This window comes from Alteraurantiacibacter palmitatis (assembly GCF_037154115.1).
GTDB lineage: Bacteria > Pseudomonadota > Alphaproteobacteria > Sphingomonadales > Sphingomonadaceae > Alteraurantiacibacter > Alteraurantiacibacter palmitatis.
Genome location: NZ_JBANRO010000002.1, coordinates 138,353 through 159,717, shown reverse-complemented (window position 1 = coordinate 159,717; position 21,365 = coordinate 138,353). Strand labels below are relative to the sequence as shown.

Below are 21,365 nucleotides of genomic sequence, written 5' to 3'. Positions count from 1 at the left end.
TCGATCCCCTTGATTGTCAGCGATGCTAGATCAGCCGACCGCCCCGTGGCAATGCTTGTACTTGCTGCCCGAACCACACGGGCACGGCGCGTTGCGGTTGACGTTCATGTCCTTGTAGGGATCGACCGTGCCGGCCATCGCGCCTGCTGGCACCTGCGCCATTACGGGCCCGCCCAGCGCACCGAACAGCGCCGGCATACGCTCCGAACCGTCGCCATCGTTCGAATCGTCATCGCCTGTCAGCGGGTCGATATGGCCGGTCATGAATTGCGGCAGTTTGGGCAAAGCGGGCATGGGCGGCGGTTCGGCCATGCGGAACTCGCTCGTCATCAGCACCTTGGTCACGCTTTCGCGGATGGAATCGAGCATCATCTCGAACAGGCCGAAGGCTTCCTGCTTGTATTCGTTCAGCGGCTGCTTCTGCGCATAGGAGCGCAGGAACACGACCTGGCGCAGCGCGTCGAGCGTGGCCAGATGCTCCTTCCAGTGATGGTCAAGCTGTTGCAGCAGCACGCTCTTTTCCACTCGCTTCCAGATGGCCGGGTCGATGCTGGCGGTGGTCGCCTCCATCTTCTGCGCGGCCAGTTCCTGTATGCGCTCGTCGATCATGTCGGGTTCGACCGCGTCTTCCTGCAACCAGTCGTCAATCGGCGGTTCCAGCCCAGTCACTTCGGCAAGCTTCGCCTTCAAGCCGGCGATGTCCCATTGTTCCGGATAGGAACCGGGCGGGCAGCTTGCCGCCACGATGGCGCTGATGGCATCGGTGCGCATGGATGCCACAACATCATCCACCGTATCGGCGTCCATTATCTCGGCGCGCTGTTCGTAGATCACCTTGCGCTGGTCGTTCATCACGTCGTCGAACTGCACGACCTGCTTGCGCATTTCGTAATTGCGTGCCTCGACCTTCTTCTGCGCGGTCTCGATGGCTTTCGACAGCCATTTGGAACCGATCGCCTCGCCATCTTCCAGATTGGAATTCATCATCTTGGCAAACAGCGTGTCGGGGCCGAAGATGCGCAGCAGATCATCCTCAAGACACAAATAGAAGCGCGAGAGCCCGGGGTCGCCCTGACGGCCCGAACGGCCGCGCAACTGGTTGTCGATGCGGCGACTTTCGTGCCGTTCGGTGCCCAGCACGAACAGGCCGCCCGCTTCCAGCACGCGCGCCTTTTCTTCGGCCACTTCGGCCTTGATGCGTTCGATGGCGGCATCACGCTCCGGCCCCTCGGGCAGGTCGCGCAGCTCCTCCTCGATGCGGAATTCGACATTGCCGCCCAGCTGGATGTCGGTGCCGCGCCCGGCCATGTTGGTGGCGATGGTGACCGCGCCGATGCGGCCGGCCTGCGCCACGATATAGGCTTCCTGTTCGTGCATACGGGCGTTGAGGACGGCGTGCTTCACACCTTCCTTGTTGAGATATTCGCTGAGCAGCTCGGACTTTTCGATCGAGACGGTGCCCACCAGCACCGGCTGGCCGATCTCGTTCTTTTCCTTGATCGCCTTGGCAATCGCCTGGAACTTGTCGGCGGTATTCTTGTAGAATTCGTCCTGCTCGTCCACGCGGGCAACCGGCTTGTTGGTGGGGATTTCCACCACATTGAGCTTGTAGATATCCCAGAACTCGGCGCTTTCGGTGCTGGCCGTGCCGGTCATCCCCGACAGCTTGGGATACATCCGGAAGTAATTCTGGAAGGTGATCGAGGCCAGCGTCTGGTTTTCCGGCTGGATCGGCACGCCTTCCTTGGCTTCCACCGCCTGATGCAGGCCGTTCGACCAGCGGCGGCCATCCATCATGCGCCCCGTGAACTCGTCGATGATGATGACCTTGTCATCCTTGACGATGTAATCGGTATCGCGCTTGAACATGATGACCGCGCGCATCGCCTGATCGAGGTGATGCACGACCAGCGTGTTTTCCACGTCATACAGATTTTCGGACGCGAGCAGCCCCGCGGCGATCAGGCGGCGTTCGACCTCCTCCACGCCTTCCTCGGTCAACTGGACATTGCGGGCCTTTTCGTCCTTTTCGTAATAGTGCTCCTCCAGCCCCTTCACCACCGCGTCGATAGAGACATAGAGATCGCTCTTGTCTTCGGTGGGGCCGGAAATGATCAGCGGGGTGCGCGCCTCGTCGATCAGGATCGAATCCACTTCGTCGACAATGGCGAAGTTGAAGGGCCGCTGCACCATCTGGCTGCGATCCTGCTTCATATTGTCGCGCAGGTAATCAAAGCCGAGTTCGTTGTTGGTGGCATAGGTAATGTCGGCGGCGTAGGCCGCGCGGCGTTCATGCTCGGCCATATTGGGCACGATCACGCCCACGGTCAGGCCCAGCCAGCGGTGCAACTGGCCCATCCATTCCGCGTCGCGCCGGGCGAGGTAATCGTTCACCGTCACCACGTGCACGCCCTTGCCTTCGATCGCGTTGAGGTAGGTCGCCAGCGTCGCCACCAGCGTCTTGCCTTCACCCGTCTTCATTTCGGCAATTTCACCGCGGTGGAGCACGATGCCGCCCACCAGCTGCGTGTCGAAATGCCGCATCCCCAGCACGCGCCGCGAGGCTTCGCGCACCGTTGCAAAGGCTTCGGGCAGCAGATCATCCAGCGTCTTGCCTTCGGCCAGCTTGAGACGGAACTTGGCGGTCTGCGCTTTCAGCTCATCATCGGAAAAATCGGCAAGCTGCGGTTCCAGCGCGTTGATCCGCGCCACGATCTTGTCGAGCGACTTCACATAACGGTCATTGGCCGAGCCAAAGAGGGATTTGGCGAGTTTCTGCCACATGGGGGCTATCCTGTTCTGTATAAGGGTTGCGGCCAGCCAGGGGCGGCGGCCACGCAAAATCAGCGAAAGGGAAAAAGCTGCGTCGCGCTATTCGCGCGCACGGTCTGCCTTGAGCATGACGGCGGGGGCAGGCTGAAAGATTGGGCCTTGCGCGGCGCGATCCGCCTGCGGTGCGGCCACACGCTGGCGCGCGGCCTTCTCTGCCAGAACCACCGCTTCCGCCTGCACCGGAGTGGCCGCGGCATCCTGCGCTACGGCCACCGCCTGCACACCTGGATTCATGGCGTGAGCCGGCGCGACCGCAGTGGTCAGCCCGGTCAAAACGGCCAGCAGGGTGAGCAATTGGCGAAGCATCGTGGCTTTCAAATAGCGATCTATCTGCCGGTGTCTACTTTGGCCGCGTTACTTTGTGCTGAATGATGGGTGATTGTTTGCATCAGACTTAGGGCTTATGCGCGGGCTCCATGGACCTCGAACGCTCGCCTCTCGCCCTGCCCTTTCCCGAAATGCCGCCGATTGCCGGGGTCACGCTGCGCGTGGCGCGGGCGCGGTACAAGAACTGGGACCGGGCGGATCTGACCTATGTGGAATTGGCCCCCGGCACGGTGGCGGCGGGCGTGTTCACGAAGAATGTCTGCTGTTCGACCGAGGTTGAGCTGGGTCGCCAAAGCGCGGCGCAGGGCAGCGGGCGCGCGCTGGTGGTCAATGCCGGCAATTCCAACGCCTTCACCGGCTATCGCGGGCGCGAAGCGGTGGAGCAGATCATGCAGCAGGTGGCCGCGCATCTGGGCTGCGCACCGCACGAGGTATTTGTTTCCTCCACCGGCGTGATCGGCGTGCCCCTGCCACGCGACAAGGCGCGCGAAGGGGTGGCCGCCGCGCTCACCGCCCCGCCCTGTTCGTGGGAAGAAGCCGCGCTTGCCATCGCCACCACCGATACCTTTGCCAAGGGCGTGACCGTCTCGGCCATGCTGGGTGAAACGCGGGTGACGCTGAACGGCATCATCAAGGGCAGCGGCATGATCGCACCCGATATGGCCACCATGCTGGGCTATATCTTTACCGATGCCGCCGTGGCGCCCGATTTCCTGCAAGCCTGCCTTTCGGGCGCGAACCAGCGCACATTCAGCTGCATCACGGTGGACAGCGACACCTCCACCAGCGACACGGTGCTGGCCTTCGCCACCGGCAAGGCGGGCAATCCGCTTATCTCCAGCTTCGAGGATCCGGGGGCGGACGCTTTCATGGCGGCGATGGAGGATATGTGCCGCCAGCTTGCGCATCTGGTGGTGCGTGACGGCGAAGGGGCACAGAAATTCATCGCGGTGAACGTCACCGGCGCGGTGAGCGACGAAAGCGCGCGGATCATTGGCCTCGCCATTGCCAATTCGCCCTTGGTCAAGACCGCGATTGCGGGGGGCGATGCCAATTGGGGCCGCGTGGTGATGGCGGTGGGCAAGGCGGGGCAACCCGCGGACCGGGATCGCCTCTCCATCGCCTTTGGCGGCGTGTGGGCGGCGCGCGACGGCCTGCCGCTGGCCGATTATGACGAAGCACCCGTGGCGGCGCATCTGGCGGGCCGCGAGATCGACATCGATGTTGATCTGGGCCTCGGCATGGGCCGCGCCACGGTGTGGACCTGCGATTTGACGCACGGTTACATCGCCATCAACGCGGATTACCGGTCTTGAGCATTCTCGACCGCGAGATGCTGGCGCTGATGCGCGGCGTGGCGGAAAAGGCCATTCTGCCGCGTTACCGCAATCTGGCGAAGGGCGAAGTCGAGGACAAGGCCAAAGATGGGGGCATCGACGATCCCGTCACCGTGGCCGACCGCGAGGCCGAAGCCCTGCTGGCCGAAGGGCTGGCGCGTTTCGATTCCGCAATTGCCATTGTGGGGGAAGAAGCGGCCCATACCGATGCGGGCGTGCTGGCGCGTCTTTCGGGCGATTGCTGGATAATCGACCCGCTGGACGGCACGCGCAATTTCGCCATCGGCAAGCCGCCTTTCGGCATTTTGATCGCGCGCGCATCAGGCGGCTTCACGCAATCGGGCTGGATCTACGACTGCCTGTCGCAGCGTTTCTGCGCGGCGCATCGCGGCGCTGGCGCGTTTGTGGATGGGCAGCGCGTGACAGCGCGGCACACGGGCGAAGCGCAGCCGGTCGCTGCCATATCGCTGCTGTTCATGGACATGACCAAGCGCGCAGCGGTAATGGAACACATCGCCCCGCATTACCGGCTGGTCGATGTGCCCTATTGCGCGGCGGAGCAATATCCGCGCCTTGCCCTTGGCGAAAACGACGTTTCGCTGTTCGAACGCACGCTGGCGTGGGACCATGCGGCAGGCGTGCTCTGGCTGAACGAGGCAGGCGGCATGGCCGCGCGTCCCGATGGATCACCTTACCGCGTGGACGGCGACACCCACGGCGGGCTGATCGGCGCCGCCAGCCCTGCCCTGTGGGAAGGGATGGCGGCGCGGATAGCCGGACTTTAAAGGACGCTTTCGATCCAGCCCTTGAGCTGGCTCTTGGGAGCAGCGCCCAGCTTGTGCGCCACCGGTTCGCCATTCTTGAACAGCACCAGCAGCGGGATCGACTGCACGCCGATCTGGCCGGGAATCTCGGTGTTTTCCATGATGTCCATCTTGGCGATGGTCACCTTGCCGGCCAGTTCCTCGCTGATTTCTTCCAGCGCCGGCGCGATCATCTTGCATGGGCCGCACCAGTCGGCCCAGAAATCGACCAATACCGGGGTATCGGAATTGAGCACATCGGCCTGGAAACTGGCATCGGTAATGGTCTTGGTGGCCATCGGAAAACTCCTTGAATCGGATATTGGCGTCTATCTAGGCACAGCGCAGCCAAGGGCAATACGGCCCTGCCATAGCTTTACTCTGCCGACCCCAAGGCGGGTTTGTGCGCGGCCAAAATTTCTGAAGGAATGGCAATGAGTTGCGGGGTCTGTGTGTAAAGCACCGCCGCTTCCACAGCCTTGCCCGGAAATATAACTTCAAGCGCCGCAACATAGGCAGCCATCTGCCGGACCGTCGCCTGCTGCATCTGGTCGAGCGAAGCGGGCGGACGGCGCGCGGTCTTGAAATCGGCCACCAATACGCGGTGCTCCTCCACCAGCAGGCGGTCGGCCGTACCCGCGATCACCTGCCCGCCCACCGTTGCAGCCAGCGGAACTTCGGCCAGCGCGGATGGGCCGAACAGCTCCGCCCAATCCGGATGCGCAATAACCGCGATGGATCGGGCGAGCATATCCGTCCGCTCCGCTTCCGGCAGATCCGCAGCCAGCCGGGCCAGCCATGCGCTGCCCAGCTTTTCCCGATCCGCCGGTGCGATATCGGGCAGCCGCTCGATCAGCTTGTGCATCAGCACGCCGCGCCGCGCCGCCAGTGCCGCCACTTCCGGCGGCAGCGGCGGATCGGCCCCCTGCTCCTGCCCGGCCGCAGATGGCGCGAGCGGGCGCGGCGGGCGCGGTTCAGGGCCGACAGGTGTCAGCGCCCAGCCGGGCAGTTCGATCCGTGCACCTTGGTCGTCCTGAGGCACTTTCAGGATCGGCTCGGGAAGCGATCCCCAATCCTGCCGCCCGCCCCAGATGGCATCGTGTTCGGGCATTTCGGGAAACAGCGGGGCAAGGCGCGCATACCAGCTGTCGGGCTTGGCCTCCTTCTCCTTCTTCCCCAGCGCTCCGCCAATGAACAGCGCCTCCTCTGCACGGGTCATCGCCACGTAAAGCAGGCGCCAATGCTCCGCCAGATTCTCGGCCTGCGCCTGGGCATCGGCTTCGGCAATCGCCGGGGTCTTCATGTCCTTGGCAAGCGGCGGCAGCGGCATCGCCACCTGCCCAAGGCCTGCATCGCCCGGCAATTCGCTGGCGCTGACGGCGGGCCTGTGGGGATCGCCGGTGGCATCGGCTAGGATCACGATCGGCGCCTGCAACCCCTTGGAGCCGTGCACCGTCATCACCCGCACCTGCCGCGCGCCGCTGCCTTCACCCGATTCGCGCTTCAGCTCGCCCGCGCCCGCATCGAACCAGTGGATGAACCCTTGCAGGCTGGGCACGTGCGCTGCGGCAAAGGCGTGTGCGGCGTTGAGCAATTCGTCGATCGGATCGTTCGCATCGCGGCCCAGCCGTGCGGTCAGTTTCGCCCGCGCGCGCCATGGGCCGATCAGCATCCAGTGAAGCAAGGCCTGCGGCGGTTCAAAATCGGCGCGGGCCAGCAAGGCCAGCAACATCTCCACCGCCGCGCGCACGCGCGGGGCATCGCTTTTGAGCAAATGCTCCCACAGGCCGATTTTGCCGCGATAGCCATGCTGCAGCAATTCCTCCTGTCTCCAGCCGAAAATGGGGGAGACAAGCAGCGCGGCAAGGCTGAGATCATCGCCCGGCTGCACAGCAAAACGCAAAGCCGCCATCAGATCCTTCACCGCCAGCGGTGCGCCCAGCCGCAGCCGGTCAACCCCTGCCACCGGAACCCCCGCCGCGTGCAGACGCGCCACGATGAGGCCCGCCAGTTCGCGCCTTTTGCGCACCAGCACCATCACATCGCCCGGCCCGGCATTGCGCGCCCCGCCTTTCACCAGCGGAAAGCCGTGATCCATCCAGTCCCTGATCTGCGCAGCGATCTTGCCCGCCATGCGCCGTTCAGGTGCGGAGAGCCAGGGATCGGCATCGCCGCCCTCCTCGCCCCCTTCACCCTCTTCGTCGCTGTCGGTGGCACGCACGGGCTGCCACAGGCGCACGAGGCCCGGACGCGCCGCATCCCCCCTATGCGGTTCGTAGTCATCGGTCAGCCCCAGCGCATCCGGCCCGATCGCCTCCACCGCCCGGTCCACGAAATCGAGCACGTCCTGCGCGGTGCGGTAGGATCGGCCCAGCGGCAATTCGACCAGTTCGCGCGCGGCGACATTGGCGCGCATCGCCGCCACATTATCCACCCGCTCGGCCAGTTGCCGGCGGTATCGGTCGCGCGCGGCCGCGAAGTTTTCGGGGCTGGTGCCCTGAAAGCCGAAGATCGCCTGCTTGTAATCGCCCACCACGAACAGCGTGCGCAACTTGTCGTCGCGCTGGCCCAGCCCGGCAAAGAAGTCGCCTGTCAGCGCGTCGATGATCGACCATTGCGCCTCGTTGGTGTCCTGCGCCTCGTCGATCAGGATATGGTCGAAGCGCCGGTCAAGTTTGTAGCGGATCCAATCGCCCACGCCCGCCTGGCCCAGCAGGGCCGCAGCCGACCGGATCAGATCATCGAAGTCAAGCAGCCCCTCGCGGCGCTTCGCCTCCTCCCAGGCCAGCGCATAGCGCCGCCCGATATCGAGCGCGGGTGCCAGCAGATCGGCAAGGTCGAACAGGCATTTGCGCTGAAGCACAGCGTCTATTCCGGTCAGCAGGTCATCGCCTGCTGCGCCGATGTCGGGATCGAATTTTGCGATATTCTTGGCGTATTTGAGCTGGCCTTCGGCGTTGAACAACCTGTTGCGCAGGTTGGCCAGGCAATCCAGCCGCCCAGCCTCATCAAGGCTGAACCAGCGGTTGATCTCGTTTACATATGGCTGCGCGTTGTTCGTGCCCCACGCATGATAGGCGTCGGCTATCTGTCGCAGTGCCGCACAATCGAATTGCGCATCGCTGCACCACGCGGCGACACCCTCGCGCGTCTCACCCTCGGCCAGCCCCAGCCGCGCATGGACCAGCGGGCGCATCGGCGGCTGAAACGCGCCGGGGCCGTGCCATGCCGCAGGGGCAGCGGCGCATTGCACCAGCCATTTGCGCGTTTCGTCCGGGGACAGCCGTTCGGACAGCATTTCCAGCGCCGCGATCGCTTCGCCGTCGTGCTCCTCCTGCCAATCGGCCACCAGTTGCGAGAGCACCTTATGCGCCAGCAGATCGCGGTCGCGGTCCTCCATCGGCCGCGCACCCGCTTCCAGCCCCGCCTCGGCCGGAAAGGCGGACAGGAGCCATTGCGAAAAGGCGTGGATCGTGTCGATCCGCAGGCCCCCGCCGGGGCAATCGAGCACGCTGGCAAACAGCGTCCGGGCGCGGGAAACTGTCTCCGGCCCCATATCCGCGCCGATCTTGTCGAGCTCGCCCGCCAGCTCGGCATCATCCATTCGCACCCAGCGCGCCAGCACCTCGTTCACGCGGGTCGCCATTTCGGCGGCGCCTGCCTTGGTGAAGGTCAGGCACAGGATGTTATCGGGGCGCACATCGGGCCGCAGAAGCAGGCGCAGCACGCGGGCGGACAGCACCTGCGTCTTGCCCGTCCCGGCAGAGGCGGACAGCCACACGCTGTCCTGCGGATCCACCGCGTCGCGCTGGTTATCCTGCAGGCGGAACAACTTGCCGCTCATCCCTCGGGCTCCTCGCGCCCCATCCATTCCTCCAGACGCATCAGATGGTCAAAGGAATTGTAGACCTTGGCATCGGGGTTGAGGCGCGCGGTGAAGCCTTCATCGCCGAGGATCCACCGGTCGATCGCGTCATCCAGAAAGGCACGGGCCTTGGGCAGAAATTCTTCGGGCAGCAGCCCTGTTCTCGCAGCGCCAACCTTCAACGGCACTTCCACATAGCCAAAGCCCGTGGGGCTGTTCTTGTGCTTGCCCAGCGACCAGTATTCGAACACCGCCGGGCGCCCGGTCGCCTTGGGCCATGCGCCGCGCTCCGCCATCAGGGCCAGCGTGCCCAGTTGCATGGCAAAGCCCGCCTCCACCTGCTTCTTGTTAGGCGGCCCGCCGGTCTTGTAATCGACAATGGCCAGCGTGCCGTCGTCCAGCCGGTCGATCCGGTCGGCCTTGCCGGTAATGGTGATGCCGCGCCAGTCGATCTGGCCCTTTTCCTCCCACACCACCGGCACGCGGGCAGGTTCGGCCTCCACCGTCAGCTTGACCCATTCGAGCGCTTTGAGAAGGCGCGGTTTCCACAGTGCCCGCATCAGCGGGTGGGCGCGCATTTCCTCCAGATGGATTTCAGCCAAGGCGGCCAGATCGGCAGTGCCGCCGCTCTCGTGCCAGTCTTCCAGAATGGCGTGGGCCAGAATGCCCTGCCAGGCGGGCGTGGGCGCGGCGTCGAGCAGTTCCAGCTCGGACAGTCCCAGCACCTTTTGCGCATAGAACTGGTACGGATCGCTGCGCAGCCGGTCGAGCGTGGTAACGCTGACTTCGCCGCGTCGCCGCTGATCGGCACTGGGGCGCGGTGAAGGGCGCGGATGCGCAGGCACGCGCGGCGCATCGTCGAGCGCGCGGGCCATCCTGATCGCGGGCGCGGCGGCAATGTCGCGCGGCAGATTGTCGCCCAGCAGTGCGCAGACGCGCAGCCAGAAGCGCGAGGCAATCACCGGCCCCCCCGCATCGCGCCGCGCCCGGCTCAGCACAACCTGCGGCGCGCCCAAGGCACCCGCCAAATCATGCGCGGCAAGGCCGATGCGGAAATCCGCGCCCGGAACACCCAGCGCACGCAGGATCGCCGGGGCAAGCAGCGGATCATTGCCCGGCGGCTGCGGCCACACCCCTTCGTTCAGCCCGGCGCAGATCACCAGATCGGCACGCGTCATCCGGCTTTCGAGCAGGCCATAAATGGCCACGCGCGGATGCCCGCCATAGGGAGGGCGCACCGCTTCGCGCTCCATCGCATCGCGCAGCACTCTGCCTATCTGGTCCGCCGCCACCTGCGTTCCCGCTTCGCCTGCGTGCAGGCGCAGATTTTCGAACATCCGCGAAAGCACGCGGCCATCCTCGCGCGCCCACAGATCCTCGCCGCACAGCGCCTCGCCCGCCTTTTGCAAGACGGCGAGCTGGTCGGCCAGCAGCGGGCTTGCCGACGGATTGCCCGCCCGATCACATAATGGGGCAAGGATCGCCTCCACCTCGCCCCACCACTCGTGCAGGCCCGCCTCGTCTGCGATGGCGCGCAAGGGGCCAAGGCCGGGCGACGGGCGCGGGCCGCGCAGGCGTCGTTCCAACCGGCGCACGGCCTTCAGCCACGCTTCGCGCGCAACCCCGCGCCGCACGAGCGGATGGCCGAGCAGGGCGAGCAGCGGCACGGGGGCGGCATTTTCCGCCATCACCTCGGCCAGCAGCAGGATGACGCGCCCCGCGGCGGTCTGCGGCAAGGGGCGGCCCGCGCTGTCATCCGCCTCGATATGCCAGCGCCGCAAATGCTGCACCACGCGCGCGGCGAGGCCGCGATCGGGGGTGACGACCGCCACGCGTTTATCCGGTTCCTCCAGCGCCTCGCGCACCAGCAGGGCGATGGCCTGCGCCTCCTCCTCCGGATGCGCGCTTTCCATCAACCGCACACCGGAAAGACGGCGCTTTTCAGCAGACAGGTCGGCCCAGGCGCGGCTGGCCTGCGGGGGCAGGAACAGGCTGGAAATCGCATGGCTGCGTTCGGGCGGCCCCTTGCCCAGCCCCGCGCGGTGCCACGGCTGCACCTCGGCGCGGGCAATGCCCATGCGCCCCAGCAGAAGTTTGAGATGATATTGCGGATGCGTCAGCGCATCGCCCTTGCCAAACGGCCCCTCCTCGCCCTCAGCTGCTCCCGCGCTGCCCAGCTCGTCCCATGCGGCATCGGGCATGGACAGATCGAGATCGGGCAGGATCACCGCCCCGCCCGGCAAATCGGCCACCGCGCGCAGCAGGCGGGCGAGTGCAGGCGCGGCGCTGGTCACGCCTGCCGCCACGATCGGTGTTGCGGGCGGATTGGCGCGCAGGCGCCGCGCGGCTTGCGAAAACAGGAGGTTGCGCCGGGTTGCCGCGTCCACCTGCCCGCTCGCTTCCAGATGCTCCCGCCAGCGGTGCTGCACGCGCAGGAAGATGCGCAGGCTGGCAAGCCAGTGCTGCGCCAGATCCTCCGCCAAGCCCAGCGTGGCGGGGTCAAGCAGACGTTCGGGCGCGACTTCCTCCACCAGCAGGCGATCCATCGTCTGCCCCAGTTGGAAGGCAAGCCGCAGCAGCGCCGCATCTCCCGGAGCATCCGCGCCCAATTCCTCGCGCAGGAGACGCGCCAGCGTCAGCCAGCGCGCGGTCGGATCGGCGGCGGGTGGCACGCCCAGACCTGCGCCCAGATTGTCGATCAGCGGGCCAAGGGCTTCATCCAGATCAAGATCACCCACCACCGCCATGCGCGGCATCAGCAGGCCGTTTTGCCCCTGCGCACCGAAATGGCGGATGAAGGCCTCCTCCAGAGTGCGCCTGGCACGGGTGCTGGGCAGCAGCAGCGTAAGGCGGGCAAGGCCAAAGCCGGCTTCCGCATAGCGCGGCACCAGCCCCGCCACCAGCGCATCGGCAAAGCCGCGATGCGCGGCGATCGAATAGATGCGGGGTGCCTCGCCTGCCATCAGCGCCTAGCAATTATCCGCCAGCGCCAGTTCGGTGGGCCGGATGGCAGCAGGCGTGCCGACTTCGAACCAGCGCCCGGTAAAGGCAAGGCCATACAGCCGCCCTTCCGCCATTGCGCGGTCCCACAGGATATTGGTGGAGAACGCCCCATGCGGTGCATCGCGCAGCAGGCGTTTGGACACCAGCTGGACGCCGGTGAAAATATAGGGCGCGATCTTGCCCGTCTTGCGGCGGCTGAGGCGGCCATAGGGATCCATGTGGAAATCGCCCTTGCCCGCAAAATTGGTCGCCTTCTTGTGCGCGACCAGCAGCAGAAGCGCATCCATCTTTTCCGCGTCCCACCGCTCGGACAGGTCCTGAAAGGCGTTCTTCGGCCCGTCCAGCCACAGATTGTCGCTGTTGAGGCAGAAGAACGGATCGGGCAGCAGGTGTTGCGCCTTCACCATGCCGCCGCCGGTCTCCAGCAGCTGCTCGCGCTCGTCCGAAATGGAGATGGCGGGCACGCGCCGTTCGGCCAGATGGCCTTCCAGCACGTCGGCAAAGTAATGCACATTCACCACTGCGCGGGCGACGCCGGCCTCGGCCAGCTTGTCCAGCGCGTGGTCGATCAGCGGCTTTCCCGCCACGCGCACCATCGGCTTGGGCTGGCTGGCGGTGAGCGGGCGCATCCGTTTGCCAAGGCCGGCCGCCATCACCATCGCGGTGTCCGATGCCAGACGGGTCATTGCGTAAGGTCGCCGCGCCGCGCGCGCCAGTCGGCGGGCACATTGGCATCGAACCACCGCGCCACCGGGGCGAGTGCAGGATGCGCCAGATCGCGTTCCAGCGCGTCCCACACGCGCGGGATCAGCGACAGATAGCGCGGCTTGCTGTCACGCCGCCACAACCGCGTGAAAATGCCCACGATCTTCGCGTTGCGCTGCGCACCCAGCACCGCGTAATCGGCCAGGAATTCCTCCCCTGCATCGGCATGGGCGAGGTAATATGCCAGCATCGCCTGTTCGAGCTGCGGGGAGACATCGCGCCGCGCGTCCTGCAGCAGCGAGACCAGATCATAGGCCGGGTGGCCCACCAGCGCGTCCTGAAAATCGATGATCCCCTGCGCGCCGCCCGCCCTTTCCGGTTCCAGCAACATGATGTTTTCCGCATGGTAATCGCGCAGCACGCAGACACCGGGATATTGCCGCATAAGGACAGGGCCCAGCGCCTCGCTCCACGCAGCAAGGAAACCCTCCTCGTCCACCTCCAGGCCGGCAACGGGACAGAACCACTGAAAAAACAGCGCCGCCTCGCGCAGATAGGTCGGCTCGTCATAGGGCGGAAACGGGCCGGGCGGGGAGCGGCGCAGCGCCAGCAGCGTGTCGATCGCGGCGCGGTAGGTTGCCTCCTCATCCGCCGGGTTCCAATCGAGCCAATCGCGCATCCGGTTGTGGCCGAAATCCTCGATCAGCACGAGGCCACTTTCCAGATCGGTCGCAAGGATGGCAGGCGCGCGCATCCCCTGCTCCAGCAGCCAGCCGCCAACATGGAGGAACGGGCCGGGGTCTTCGTGCGGCGGCGGCGCGTGCATCAGCATGGCGGTGGCGCGGCCTGCGCGGCGAATGCGGAAATAGCGGCGGAAACTGGCATCGCCGGGCAAGGGCTCTGCATCCGCCCCGCCCCAGCCGGCGGCTGCAAGAAAGGAATCGATGCCATCGGGCAATTGTGCGCTCATGGCATCCGCCCTAGCCAATCCGCCCCCCCTTCGACAATCGCCCGCCTGCCGGCACCGTGGATTTCCAGCGTGATCGACAGGCAGCCCGGATCCTGCTCGAAGCCGCCCGCGTGATCGGGCCATTCGGCGAGCAGGACGGCGCCCTCGCGGTAATCGTCGAGCCCCAGCTCAGCCGCCTCCGAAGGGTCATCCAGCCGGTAGAAATCCGCATGAACCACCGGCAGGTGCATCGCAGGCGCATCGTACACCTCGATGATGGTGAAAGTCGGAGACGGCACATCCCCTTCGTGCCCCAGCGCCGCCAGGATCGCGCGCGAAAGCGTGGTCTTGCCGACGCCCAGCCCGCCCCTGAGCGCCACCACATCGCCCGCACGCAGGCGGGACGCAATCCGCGCTCCAAAATCCTGCATCGCGGCCAGATCGGGCAGATCCACCGTCACGGCAGGCTGATGGTCACGGTCGTGCCCGCGCCCTTCTCGCTTTGGATATCCAGCCTGCCGCCATGCGCCTCGATAAGCTGGCGCGACAGCGGCAGGCCAAGCCCGCGCTTTTCCTTGCCGCTGCCATCACGCGCCAGCCCATAGCCTTCCAGCGCGCGCGCCAGTTCGCCGGGGCGCATCCCTGGTCCGTTATCCGAGATGACAATGCGCACGCCGTTCTTGCGCCGCGCCAGCATCACCAGAATGCGTCCGGATTTTTCCGGCACGGCGGCAATCGCATTGTCGAGGATATTGCCGATGGCGCGGCCCAGCTGGCGGCGATCGGCCTGGATCTTGCCCGACCCCTTGTCCCCGCGCAGGTCGAGAGCAATGTCGCGCGCCTCGATGGCGTCCTCCCGCTCGCGCACAATGCCCGTCACGAAGCTGAGGACATCCACCTCTTCCAGCGCCATGGGAAGAAGGCCCGCTTCGCTCTGCGTCAGATCAAGCACACTCTCGATCTGCGATGTCAGCCGTTCGACCGAGGCAAGGATTGCGGCAACATAATCCTTCGCCTGCGCGCTCAATTCCCCCGCCACGCCCGATTCCAGCAATTCGGCAAAGCCACCGATCGAGGTGAGCGGCGTGCGGAATTCGTAACTCATATTGGCAAGGAACCGCGTTTTCACCGCGTCGGCTTCTTCCAGCGCGATGTTGCGCTCGCGCAGCGCGGCCTCGGCCTTGGTCGAATCGGTCACGTCGAGCACGGTGAGCAGGCCGTTGCCATCGGGCAGCGGGACGCCCGCAAATTCCAGCGTGCGCCCATCGGACAACAGCACACGCCCGCCGCGCTGCTTGCGATCGAGCGTGGCGGCGCGCACCACTTCGCCAATCGCCGCGCGTTGCCCTGGGCGCGCCAGCACCTGCGTGATCCGGTCGAGCAGCACATCGATATGCGGGTGGCTGTCCATGAATTCCGGCTCGATCCCCCAAATCTCCGGGAAGCGGCGGTTCCACAGCTGGATGCGGCCATCGGGCGCAAACACGGCCAGCGATTCGAACAGGCTGTCGAAAGTTGCGGTGCGGGTGCGCAGCAGCGTGTCGCGCGTAGCCGAAAGGGCCAGCTGTTCCGAACGGTCCTCCGCCACCAGAACAAGCCCCCCATCGGGCATGGGCTGCGCCACGATGCGCAGATGCGTGTTGTCGGACAGAGTCCAGGCCTGTTCGCTGGGCGCATCGGCGCGGAACCAGCTGGCGAGTTCGCGCCGGAAGGCCGGAAAGTCGCGCATTTCGGGCAGACGCGCCTTGTCCCGCGCCAGATCCAGAAAGCGGTCGAAATCGGGTGGGTCGAGCTGCACTGATACCGGCAGTGCGAAAATGCGCATGAATGGCTGGTTGATGAAGGTGAGCCGTTTGTCGGCATCGAACTGCGCGACACCCACCGAAAGCTGATCGAGCATGGACCGCTGCGCCTCGCGGAAGGCGCGGAAAGCGCGGGCCTGCTCCTCCATCTCCTCGATATCGATGGCATAGCCGGCCACGCCTTCATCGCCCAACGGCAGATCGGACACGCGCAAGGCGCGGCGCTGGTTGCCGATCGTGGCCTGCACGATCCGCTCGACTGGCAGGTTCCGTTCGCGCGACTGGCGGGCAATCTGCGCGGCGGAGAGGCCATCCAGAGGCTCGATCAGTTCGATCTGGTTGTCGACCACGCTTTGTGCATCGGTGGCCTCCACCGCCTTGACATAAGCGCTGTTGACCAGCCGCAACGTCATGTCGGGGCCACGGAACCACATCGGCATGGGCGCTGCTTCGATCAGGCCAACCAGCGCCGCAAAATCATTGCGCGCGCGCGCGGCCTCGGCCCGCAGCCGCGCCAGTTCGCCCTGGCTTTCGGAAAAGTCGAACCACCACAACAGCGCGGTTCCGGGTGCGGCCACGGCAGGATCGGCCTGATGGCCGCGGATTGCCAGGCTCTTGGTGGAACCTTGCGGGGTAAGGACAAGCTGGAATGGCGTTGCGGTTTTCTGTGTGCGGCGCACCGCTTCGCGCAGATCCGCCAGATCTATGGGGGACAGGCCGGCATCTTCCCCGCCCAGTTCGGACAGAAAGCCCGGCATTTTCGCCATGCCCAGCCAAGCGGCCAGCCGGTCCGGCCCCTCCAGCCGCCCGTCGCCGCGCACGATCAGGGGAATGGCGGGGCAATCGTCGATCATGCGCGCCAACCGCCGCGCGGTAACGCGCGCCGAACGCGCGGCCCGCGCGCGTTTCTGCGCCGCGACCACCACCCACACCGCGCCAAACGTCCAGCCTGCCAGAAGCAGGCCAAGCAGCGCCATTGCGGATGGGCTCAATTCCATGTGATCACAGCTATGAGGCCCGCGCCGGGGATGCAACAGCGCTGCACGAAACGAAGCGGGCGTTCCCCCGCAAATCGGGGAAACGCCCGCCAAATCGCATCAATTGCGATCAGTAACGGTAATGGTCGGGCTTGAACGGGCCGGACAAGGGCACGCCGATATAATCGGCCTGCTTCTTGGTCAGCTTGGTGAGTTGCACGCCCAGCTTTTCCAGATGCAGCGCGGCGACCTTTTCATCCAGATGCTTGGGCAGGATGTGCACTTCCTTGGAATAATCATGCCCGCGCTGCCACAATTCGATCTGCGCCAACACCTGGTTGGTGAAGGAACAGCTCATCACGAAGCTGGGGTGGCCGGTGGCACAGCCCAGATTCACCAGCCGGCCCTGCGCCAGGATGATGATGCTCTTGCCATCGGGGAAAGTGACCAGATCGGTGCCCGGCTTGATTTCCTTCCAGGTATAGTTGGACAGGGCCGAAATCTGGATTTCGCTGTCGAAGTGGCCGATATTGCACACAATGCTCATCGGCTTCATCGCCATCATGTGTTCGGCGGTGATCACGTCCTCGTTGCCGGTGGCGGTCACGAAGATGTCGCAGCGCTTCACCGCTTCTTCCATCGTGACGACTTCATAACCTTCCATCGCGGCCTGAAGTGCGCAGATCGGGTCGATTTCGGTCACCATCACGCGCGCGCCGCCCTGGCGCAGCGAATCCGCACTGCCCTTGCCGACATCGCCAAAGCCGGCCACGCAGGCAACCTTGCCCGCCAGCATCACATCGGTCGCACGGCGGATGGCGTCCACCAGCGATTCCTTGCAGCCATAGAGGTTGTCGAACTTCGATTTGGTGACGCTGTCGTTCACATTGATCGCGGGGAAAGGCAGCTTGCCGTTCTTGGCGATCTGGTAAAGGCGGTGGACGCCCGTGGTGGTTTCTTCGGACACGCCGCGAATGTTCTTCACCGTCTGCGTGAGGTAGCCCGGCTTCTTCGCCAGAAATTCCCTCAGCGCGCGGACAAATTCGATTTCCTCGGCATTGCTCGGCTCGAACAGGTCCTCGCCCGCCTCCACGCGTGCACCCCACAGGGCGAACATGGTGGCATCGCCGCCATCGTCGAGGATCATGTTGCAGGTGTCTTCCTCGCCCCAGTCGAAGATGCGGCCCACATAATCCCAGTATTCGGCGAGACTTTCGCCCTTCACCGCGAAGACGGGAATGCCGCGCGCGGCAATGGCGGCGGCAGCGTGATCCTGCGTGGAGAAGATATTGCAGGTGGCCCAGCGCACATCCGCGCCCAATTCCACCAGCGTTTCGATCAGCACCGCGGTCTGGATCGTCATGTGAAGGCTGCCGGTGATGCGCGCGCCGCGCAGGGGCTTTGCCGCGCCGAATTCCTCGCGCAGGGCCATCAGGCCCGGCATTTCGGTTTCGGCAATGTTGATCTCGTCCCGGCCGAATTCGGCGAGCGAGAGATCCTTGATGATGTAATCGGGCTGAGCAGCCAGAGTTGCCACGCACACTTCTCCTGTCATGAGGGGGGTGAAGCGTCGCCGGGGCTCCATGCAACGCGCTAATGCCGATTGCACATAGAGCGCACAAGGCGATGCGACAAGCCCGCCATCCTCCTTGCACAAAGGCCAGCAAGCCTTATCTCTGCCAGCAACAGGGCCAAGGAGGATACCCCAGATGACGATTGCAAAAGGCGACAAGCTTCCCGACGTAACGCTGGTGAAAGTCACCCCAGACGGGCCGGAAAAGGTCAGCAGCGCCGAATATTTCGCCGGCAAGAAGGTGGCGCTCTTCGCGGTGCCGGGTGCCTTTACCCCCACCTGTTCGGCCAAGCACCTGCCGGGCTATGTCGAAAAGGCAGCCGAACTGAAGGCCAAGGGCGTGGACGAAATCGCCTGCACCGCGGTGAACGATGCCTTTGTGCTGGGCGCATGGAACAAGTCGGGCGGTTCGGATGACATCACCATGCTGGCCGATGGCAATGCCGATTTCGCCTCCGCGCTGGGCCTTGATGCCGACTTTTCGGGCTTTGGCATGGGCAAGCGGTCGCAGCGTTATTCGATCATCGTCAATGACGGCGTGGTGGAAGAAGTGAACGTGGAAGGCCCGGGCGAATTCAAGGTGTCGAGCGCCGAACATATGCTGGGCCAGCTGTAAGGCTTGATCCCCTGCGTTTTCAGGAAAAGGGCGGCCATCGCGCCGCCCTTTTTCATATCCGCCCTTCACCCGGCAGGCGGCATTGTTCCGGGGCGAACATAGGCAAACATATGCTGCACATAATCCGCCTTGCCCAGCGGCACCCCCGCCGCGCGCAGGATGGCATAGGCGGCCATCAGGTGAAAGTAGAACTGCGGCAGCGCCCAGTCGCGGACATATTGCTCCACCGTCAGATCAAACACGATTCCTATCGGCAGCCTATGTTCAAGCGGGGCCTGCGGATCGGTTTCGGCGGGGATGTCCGCCGCCGCCTTGGCGGCCAGATCCCGTGTTTGCGCGATGCGCGCGCGGGCCTCGCTGATGGTGCCCGGATTATCGGATGCACCACGCCCTTCATCGAGCAGTGCCTGCACAAGGGGCGGAAAATCCTGCCGCGCCAGACGATGCACGCCTTCCAGCGCCTGCACACAGGCAAAGCGCACCTGCGTTGCCAAGGGGAACATATCGGGCGCCAGCCGCGCGCGCATCAGCGCATCGGCCTGATCCGGCCCAACTTCCCGTTCCGCCTTGTCCAGCCAAGCTGCCAGCGCGGACAGCATATCCGCATATGTCGGCAGCAGGAGCGATGCAGGCGTCACGCGCCCCATTCCACATTCACGCCCAGCGAATCGATATTGGGCACGAAATTGGGATGCGCGCGGCGGATGGGGTCGGCGTCCAGAATGGTTGATTCGCCCTCAATACTCGCCGCCACCATCAAGAGGGCAATCGCCACACGGATGATGTAGGGGCTGGTCACCGTGGCGGGCACCAGCCGGTCGCCGCCAAAGGTGATCAGGCGGTGCGGATCGCACAGCAGCGTGTGCGCGCCGAACAGGCTGAGTTCGGTGTGCCAGGTTAGGCCGCCTTCATATACCTTGTTCCAGAACATCGTCTGGCCGCGTGCCTTCACGCCCAGCGCGATGAAGATGGGCAGCAGATCGGCCGGGATATAGGGCCATGGTGCGGCCTCCACCTTGGTAATCAGGTGGCTGGTGAAATTGGCTTGCACCACCAGTTGTTCAGGCGCCTGCAGGCGCGACCAGCCGTCCTTGTGCTCCACCTCTGCCCCGAACTTCTCGAATGTCCGGTCGATCAGCATGAAGTTTTCGGGCTGCGAATTGCGCACCGAGATATCGCCGCCGGTTACCGCCGCCAGCGCGAGGAAGGTCGCCACCTCGTGGAAATCTTCCACAAAGGTGTAATCCGCGCCGTGCAGTTCCACCCCGCCATCGACCGATACCATGCTGGTGCCCTTGCCGCGAATGCGCGCGCCCATCGCTTCCAGAAAAGCGCACATTTCCTGCACGTGCGGTTCGCACGCAGCGTTGACGATCTGGCTGGTGCCGTTGGCGGTCAGCGCGCTGATGATGAAGTTTTCCGTGGTGGTGACGCTGGCATATTCCAGCCACATCCGCGTCCCCTCGCCGCGCCCCTTCTTGCGAAAGACGATATTGCGTTCCTCGTTCGAAATCTCCGCGCCGAAAGCCTTGAATACGGCCACGTGCGGGTCGATCTCGCGCGCGCCCAGCGTGCAGCCCTTCACCTCGTTTTCCAGCCGCGCTTCGCCGAGGCGAGCAAGCAGGCCGGGAATCATCATGATGCTGGCGCGCATCGCCTGTGGCAGGGTGGCGCGGGCACCGGGGCGGATTGTCGAATGGTCGATTTCCAGCACCTTGGCCGACTTGTCCCAGGCCACCGTGCTGCCCAGTTCGGCAAAGAAATCGTGGATGCGGGTGACATCCGTGATTTCGGGCACATTGCGCAAGGTAATTGGCGCATCGGTCAGCAGCGTGGCGCACAGCACGGGCAGCACCGCGTTCTTGTTGGCCGAAGGATCAATTCGCCCACGCAGAGGCCGTCCCCCGCGCACATACAAAGCCGTCATGTCGTCTCTTTCAAACCCCGAAATACCCGCAAAGGCGGATCAATAACCCATCAGCTTGAGCACTTCGCCCCGGCTCTTGTCGTCGCGGCGGAACAGGCCCATCACCCGGCTGGTCACCATGTTGACGCCCGGCGTGCGCACGCCGCGCGCGGTCATGCAGGCATGGCTTGCCTCGATCACCACCGCCACGCCGCGCGGTTCGAGGTGATTCCAGATGCATTCGGCCACTTCCGCCGTCAGCCGTTCCTGGATTTGCAGGCGCCGGGCATAGCCGTGCAGCACGCGCGCCAGCTTGGAAATGCCGACCACGCGGTTGGTGGGCAGATAGGCTATCGCCGCCTTGCCGATGATCGGGGCCATGTGGTGCTCGCAATGGCTTTGGAAAGGAATGTCCTTCAGAACCACGATCTCGTCATACCCGCCCACTTCCTCGAACACGCGGGACAGGTGCACGGCGGGGTCTTCGCCATAACCCTGGCAATATTCGCGCCATGCCCGCGCCACGCGGGCCGGCGTGTCGAGCAGCCCTTCGCGCGTTGGGTCATCGCCCGACCAGCGGATCAGCGTGCGGATCGCATCCTGCACATGATCAGGCACGATCAACTTGCCGCGCTCGTCCATTTCCTCGTGTTCATGGTCAGCACCGTGC

At 64.9% G+C, this 21,365-nt stretch carries 16 protein-coding genes; 3 read left to right on the top strand and 13 right to left on the bottom strand.

What is annotated here, in order from left to right:
• Positions 1–30: 30 nt before the first annotated feature.
• Together secA and WFP44_RS02800 are read right to left on the bottom strand one after the other, a co-directional pair.
• Positions 31–2,784, bottom strand: a complete 2,754-nt coding sequence (secA, locus tag WFP44_RS02805; protein WP_336924832.1) for a preprotein translocase subunit SecA — start codon at positions 2,782–2,784, stop codon at positions 31–33.
• 87 nt (positions 2,785–2,871) lie between these two features.
• Complete coding sequence (locus tag WFP44_RS02800) at positions 2,872–3,138, bottom strand: hypothetical protein (protein ID WP_336924831.1); 267 nt, start codon at positions 3,136–3,138, stop codon at positions 2,872–2,874.
• 110 nt (positions 3,139–3,248) lie between these two features.
• Here WFP44_RS02800 and argJ point away from each other — a divergent pair, with 110 nt between their 5' ends.
• Both argJ and WFP44_RS02790 read left to right on the top strand, forming a co-directional pair.
• A complete protein-coding gene (gene argJ, locus WFP44_RS02795) occupies positions 3,249–4,475 on the top strand; it encodes a bifunctional glutamate N-acetyltransferase/amino-acid acetyltransferase ArgJ (protein WP_336924830.1) in 1,227 nt (408 codons plus the stop codon).
• A 17-nt stretch (positions 4,476–4,492) separates the two neighbouring features.
• On the top strand, positions 4,493–5,281 hold the full coding sequence (locus tag WFP44_RS02790) for an inositol monophosphatase family protein (protein WP_336925033.1): 789 nt from the start codon (positions 4,493–4,495) through the stop codon (positions 5,279–5,281).
• On the opposite strand, the gene trxA is transcribed toward WFP44_RS02790, so the two are convergent.
• The 8 genes from trxA to ahcY form a co-directional block, all read right to left on the bottom strand.
• Entirely contained in the window at positions 5,278–5,598 is a 321-nt protein-coding gene (trxA, locus tag WFP44_RS02785; RefSeq protein WP_336924828.1) for a thioredoxin, read from the bottom strand. The genes WFP44_RS02790 and trxA overlap by 4 nt on opposite strands.
• A gap of 77 nt (positions 5,599–5,675) precedes the next feature.
• The gene (gene addA / locus WFP44_RS02780) at positions 5,676–9,143 is read right to left on the bottom strand and encodes a double-strand break repair helicase AddA (protein WP_336924827.1); all 3,468 of its coding nucleotides are present in this window, start codon (positions 9,141–9,143) and stop codon (positions 5,676–5,678) included.
• Complete coding sequence (gene addB / locus WFP44_RS02775) at positions 9,140–12,127, bottom strand: double-strand break repair protein AddB (RefSeq protein WP_336924826.1); 2,988 nt, start codon at positions 12,125–12,127, stop codon at positions 9,140–9,142. The genes addA and addB overlap by 4 nt, the downstream gene beginning before the upstream one ends.
• 6 nt (positions 12,128–12,133) lie before the next feature.
• Complete coding sequence (locus WFP44_RS02770; protein ID WP_336924825.1) at positions 12,134–12,853, bottom strand: nucleotidyltransferase family protein; 720 nt, start codon at positions 12,851–12,853, stop codon at positions 12,134–12,136.
• Entirely contained in the window at positions 12,850–13,842 is a 993-nt protein-coding gene (locus WFP44_RS02765; protein WP_336924824.1) for an aminoglycoside phosphotransferase family protein, read from the bottom strand. The genes WFP44_RS02770 and WFP44_RS02765 overlap by 4 nt, the downstream gene beginning before the upstream one ends.
• Positions 13,839–14,282 carry a tRNA (adenosine(37)-N6)-threonylcarbamoyltransferase complex ATPase subunit type 1 TsaE gene (gene tsaE / locus WFP44_RS02760; RefSeq protein ID WP_336924823.1) on the bottom strand — a complete coding sequence of 148 codons (444 nt, stop codon included), beginning with the start codon at positions 14,280–14,282 and terminating at the stop codon, positions 13,839–13,841. Before tsaE ends, WFP44_RS02765 begins: the two co-directional genes overlap by 4 nt.
• Positions 14,279–16,621 (bottom strand): sensor histidine kinase, encoded by a 2,343-nt coding sequence (locus tag WFP44_RS02755; protein ID WP_336924822.1) that lies wholly within the window; start codon positions 16,619–16,621, stop codon positions 14,279–14,281. The genes tsaE and WFP44_RS02755 overlap by 4 nt, the downstream gene beginning before the upstream one ends.
• Positions 16,622–16,730: 109 nt before the next feature.
• Complete coding sequence (ahcY, locus tag WFP44_RS02750) at positions 16,731–18,155, bottom strand: adenosylhomocysteinase (protein ID WP_336924821.1); 1,425 nt, start codon at positions 18,153–18,155, stop codon at positions 16,731–16,733.
• A gap of 154 nt (positions 18,156–18,309) precedes the next feature.
• On the opposite strand from ahcY, the gene WFP44_RS02745 reads away from it, so the two are divergent.
• The gene (locus WFP44_RS02745; RefSeq protein WP_336924820.1) at positions 18,310–18,789 is read left to right on the top strand and encodes a peroxiredoxin; all 480 of its coding nucleotides are present in this window, start codon (positions 18,310–18,312) and stop codon (positions 18,787–18,789) included.
• A 65-nt stretch (positions 18,790–18,854) separates the two neighbouring features.
• On the opposite strand, the gene WFP44_RS02740 is transcribed toward WFP44_RS02745, so the two are convergent.
• Genes WFP44_RS02740 through folE form a run of 3 tightly spaced genes read right to left on the bottom strand, consistent with a single transcriptional unit; the run spans position 18,855 to position 21,337 of the window.
• On the bottom strand, positions 18,855–19,427 hold the full coding sequence (locus WFP44_RS02740) for a DUF1993 domain-containing protein (RefSeq protein WP_336924819.1): 573 nt from the start codon (positions 19,425–19,427) through the stop codon (positions 18,855–18,857).
• Positions 19,424–20,716 (bottom strand): UDP-N-acetylglucosamine 1-carboxyvinyltransferase, encoded by a 1,293-nt coding sequence (locus tag WFP44_RS02735; RefSeq protein ID WP_336924818.1) that lies wholly within the window; start codon positions 20,714–20,716, stop codon positions 19,424–19,426. Before WFP44_RS02735 ends, WFP44_RS02740 begins: the two co-directional genes overlap by 4 nt.
• Before the next feature lie 39 nt (positions 20,717–20,755).
• Positions 20,756–21,337: a GTP cyclohydrolase I FolE gene (gene folE, locus WFP44_RS02730; protein WP_336924817.1), complete on the bottom strand. Its 582-nt coding sequence runs from the start codon at positions 21,335–21,337 to the stop codon at positions 20,756–20,758.
• Positions 21,338–21,365: the final 28 nt, after the last annotated feature.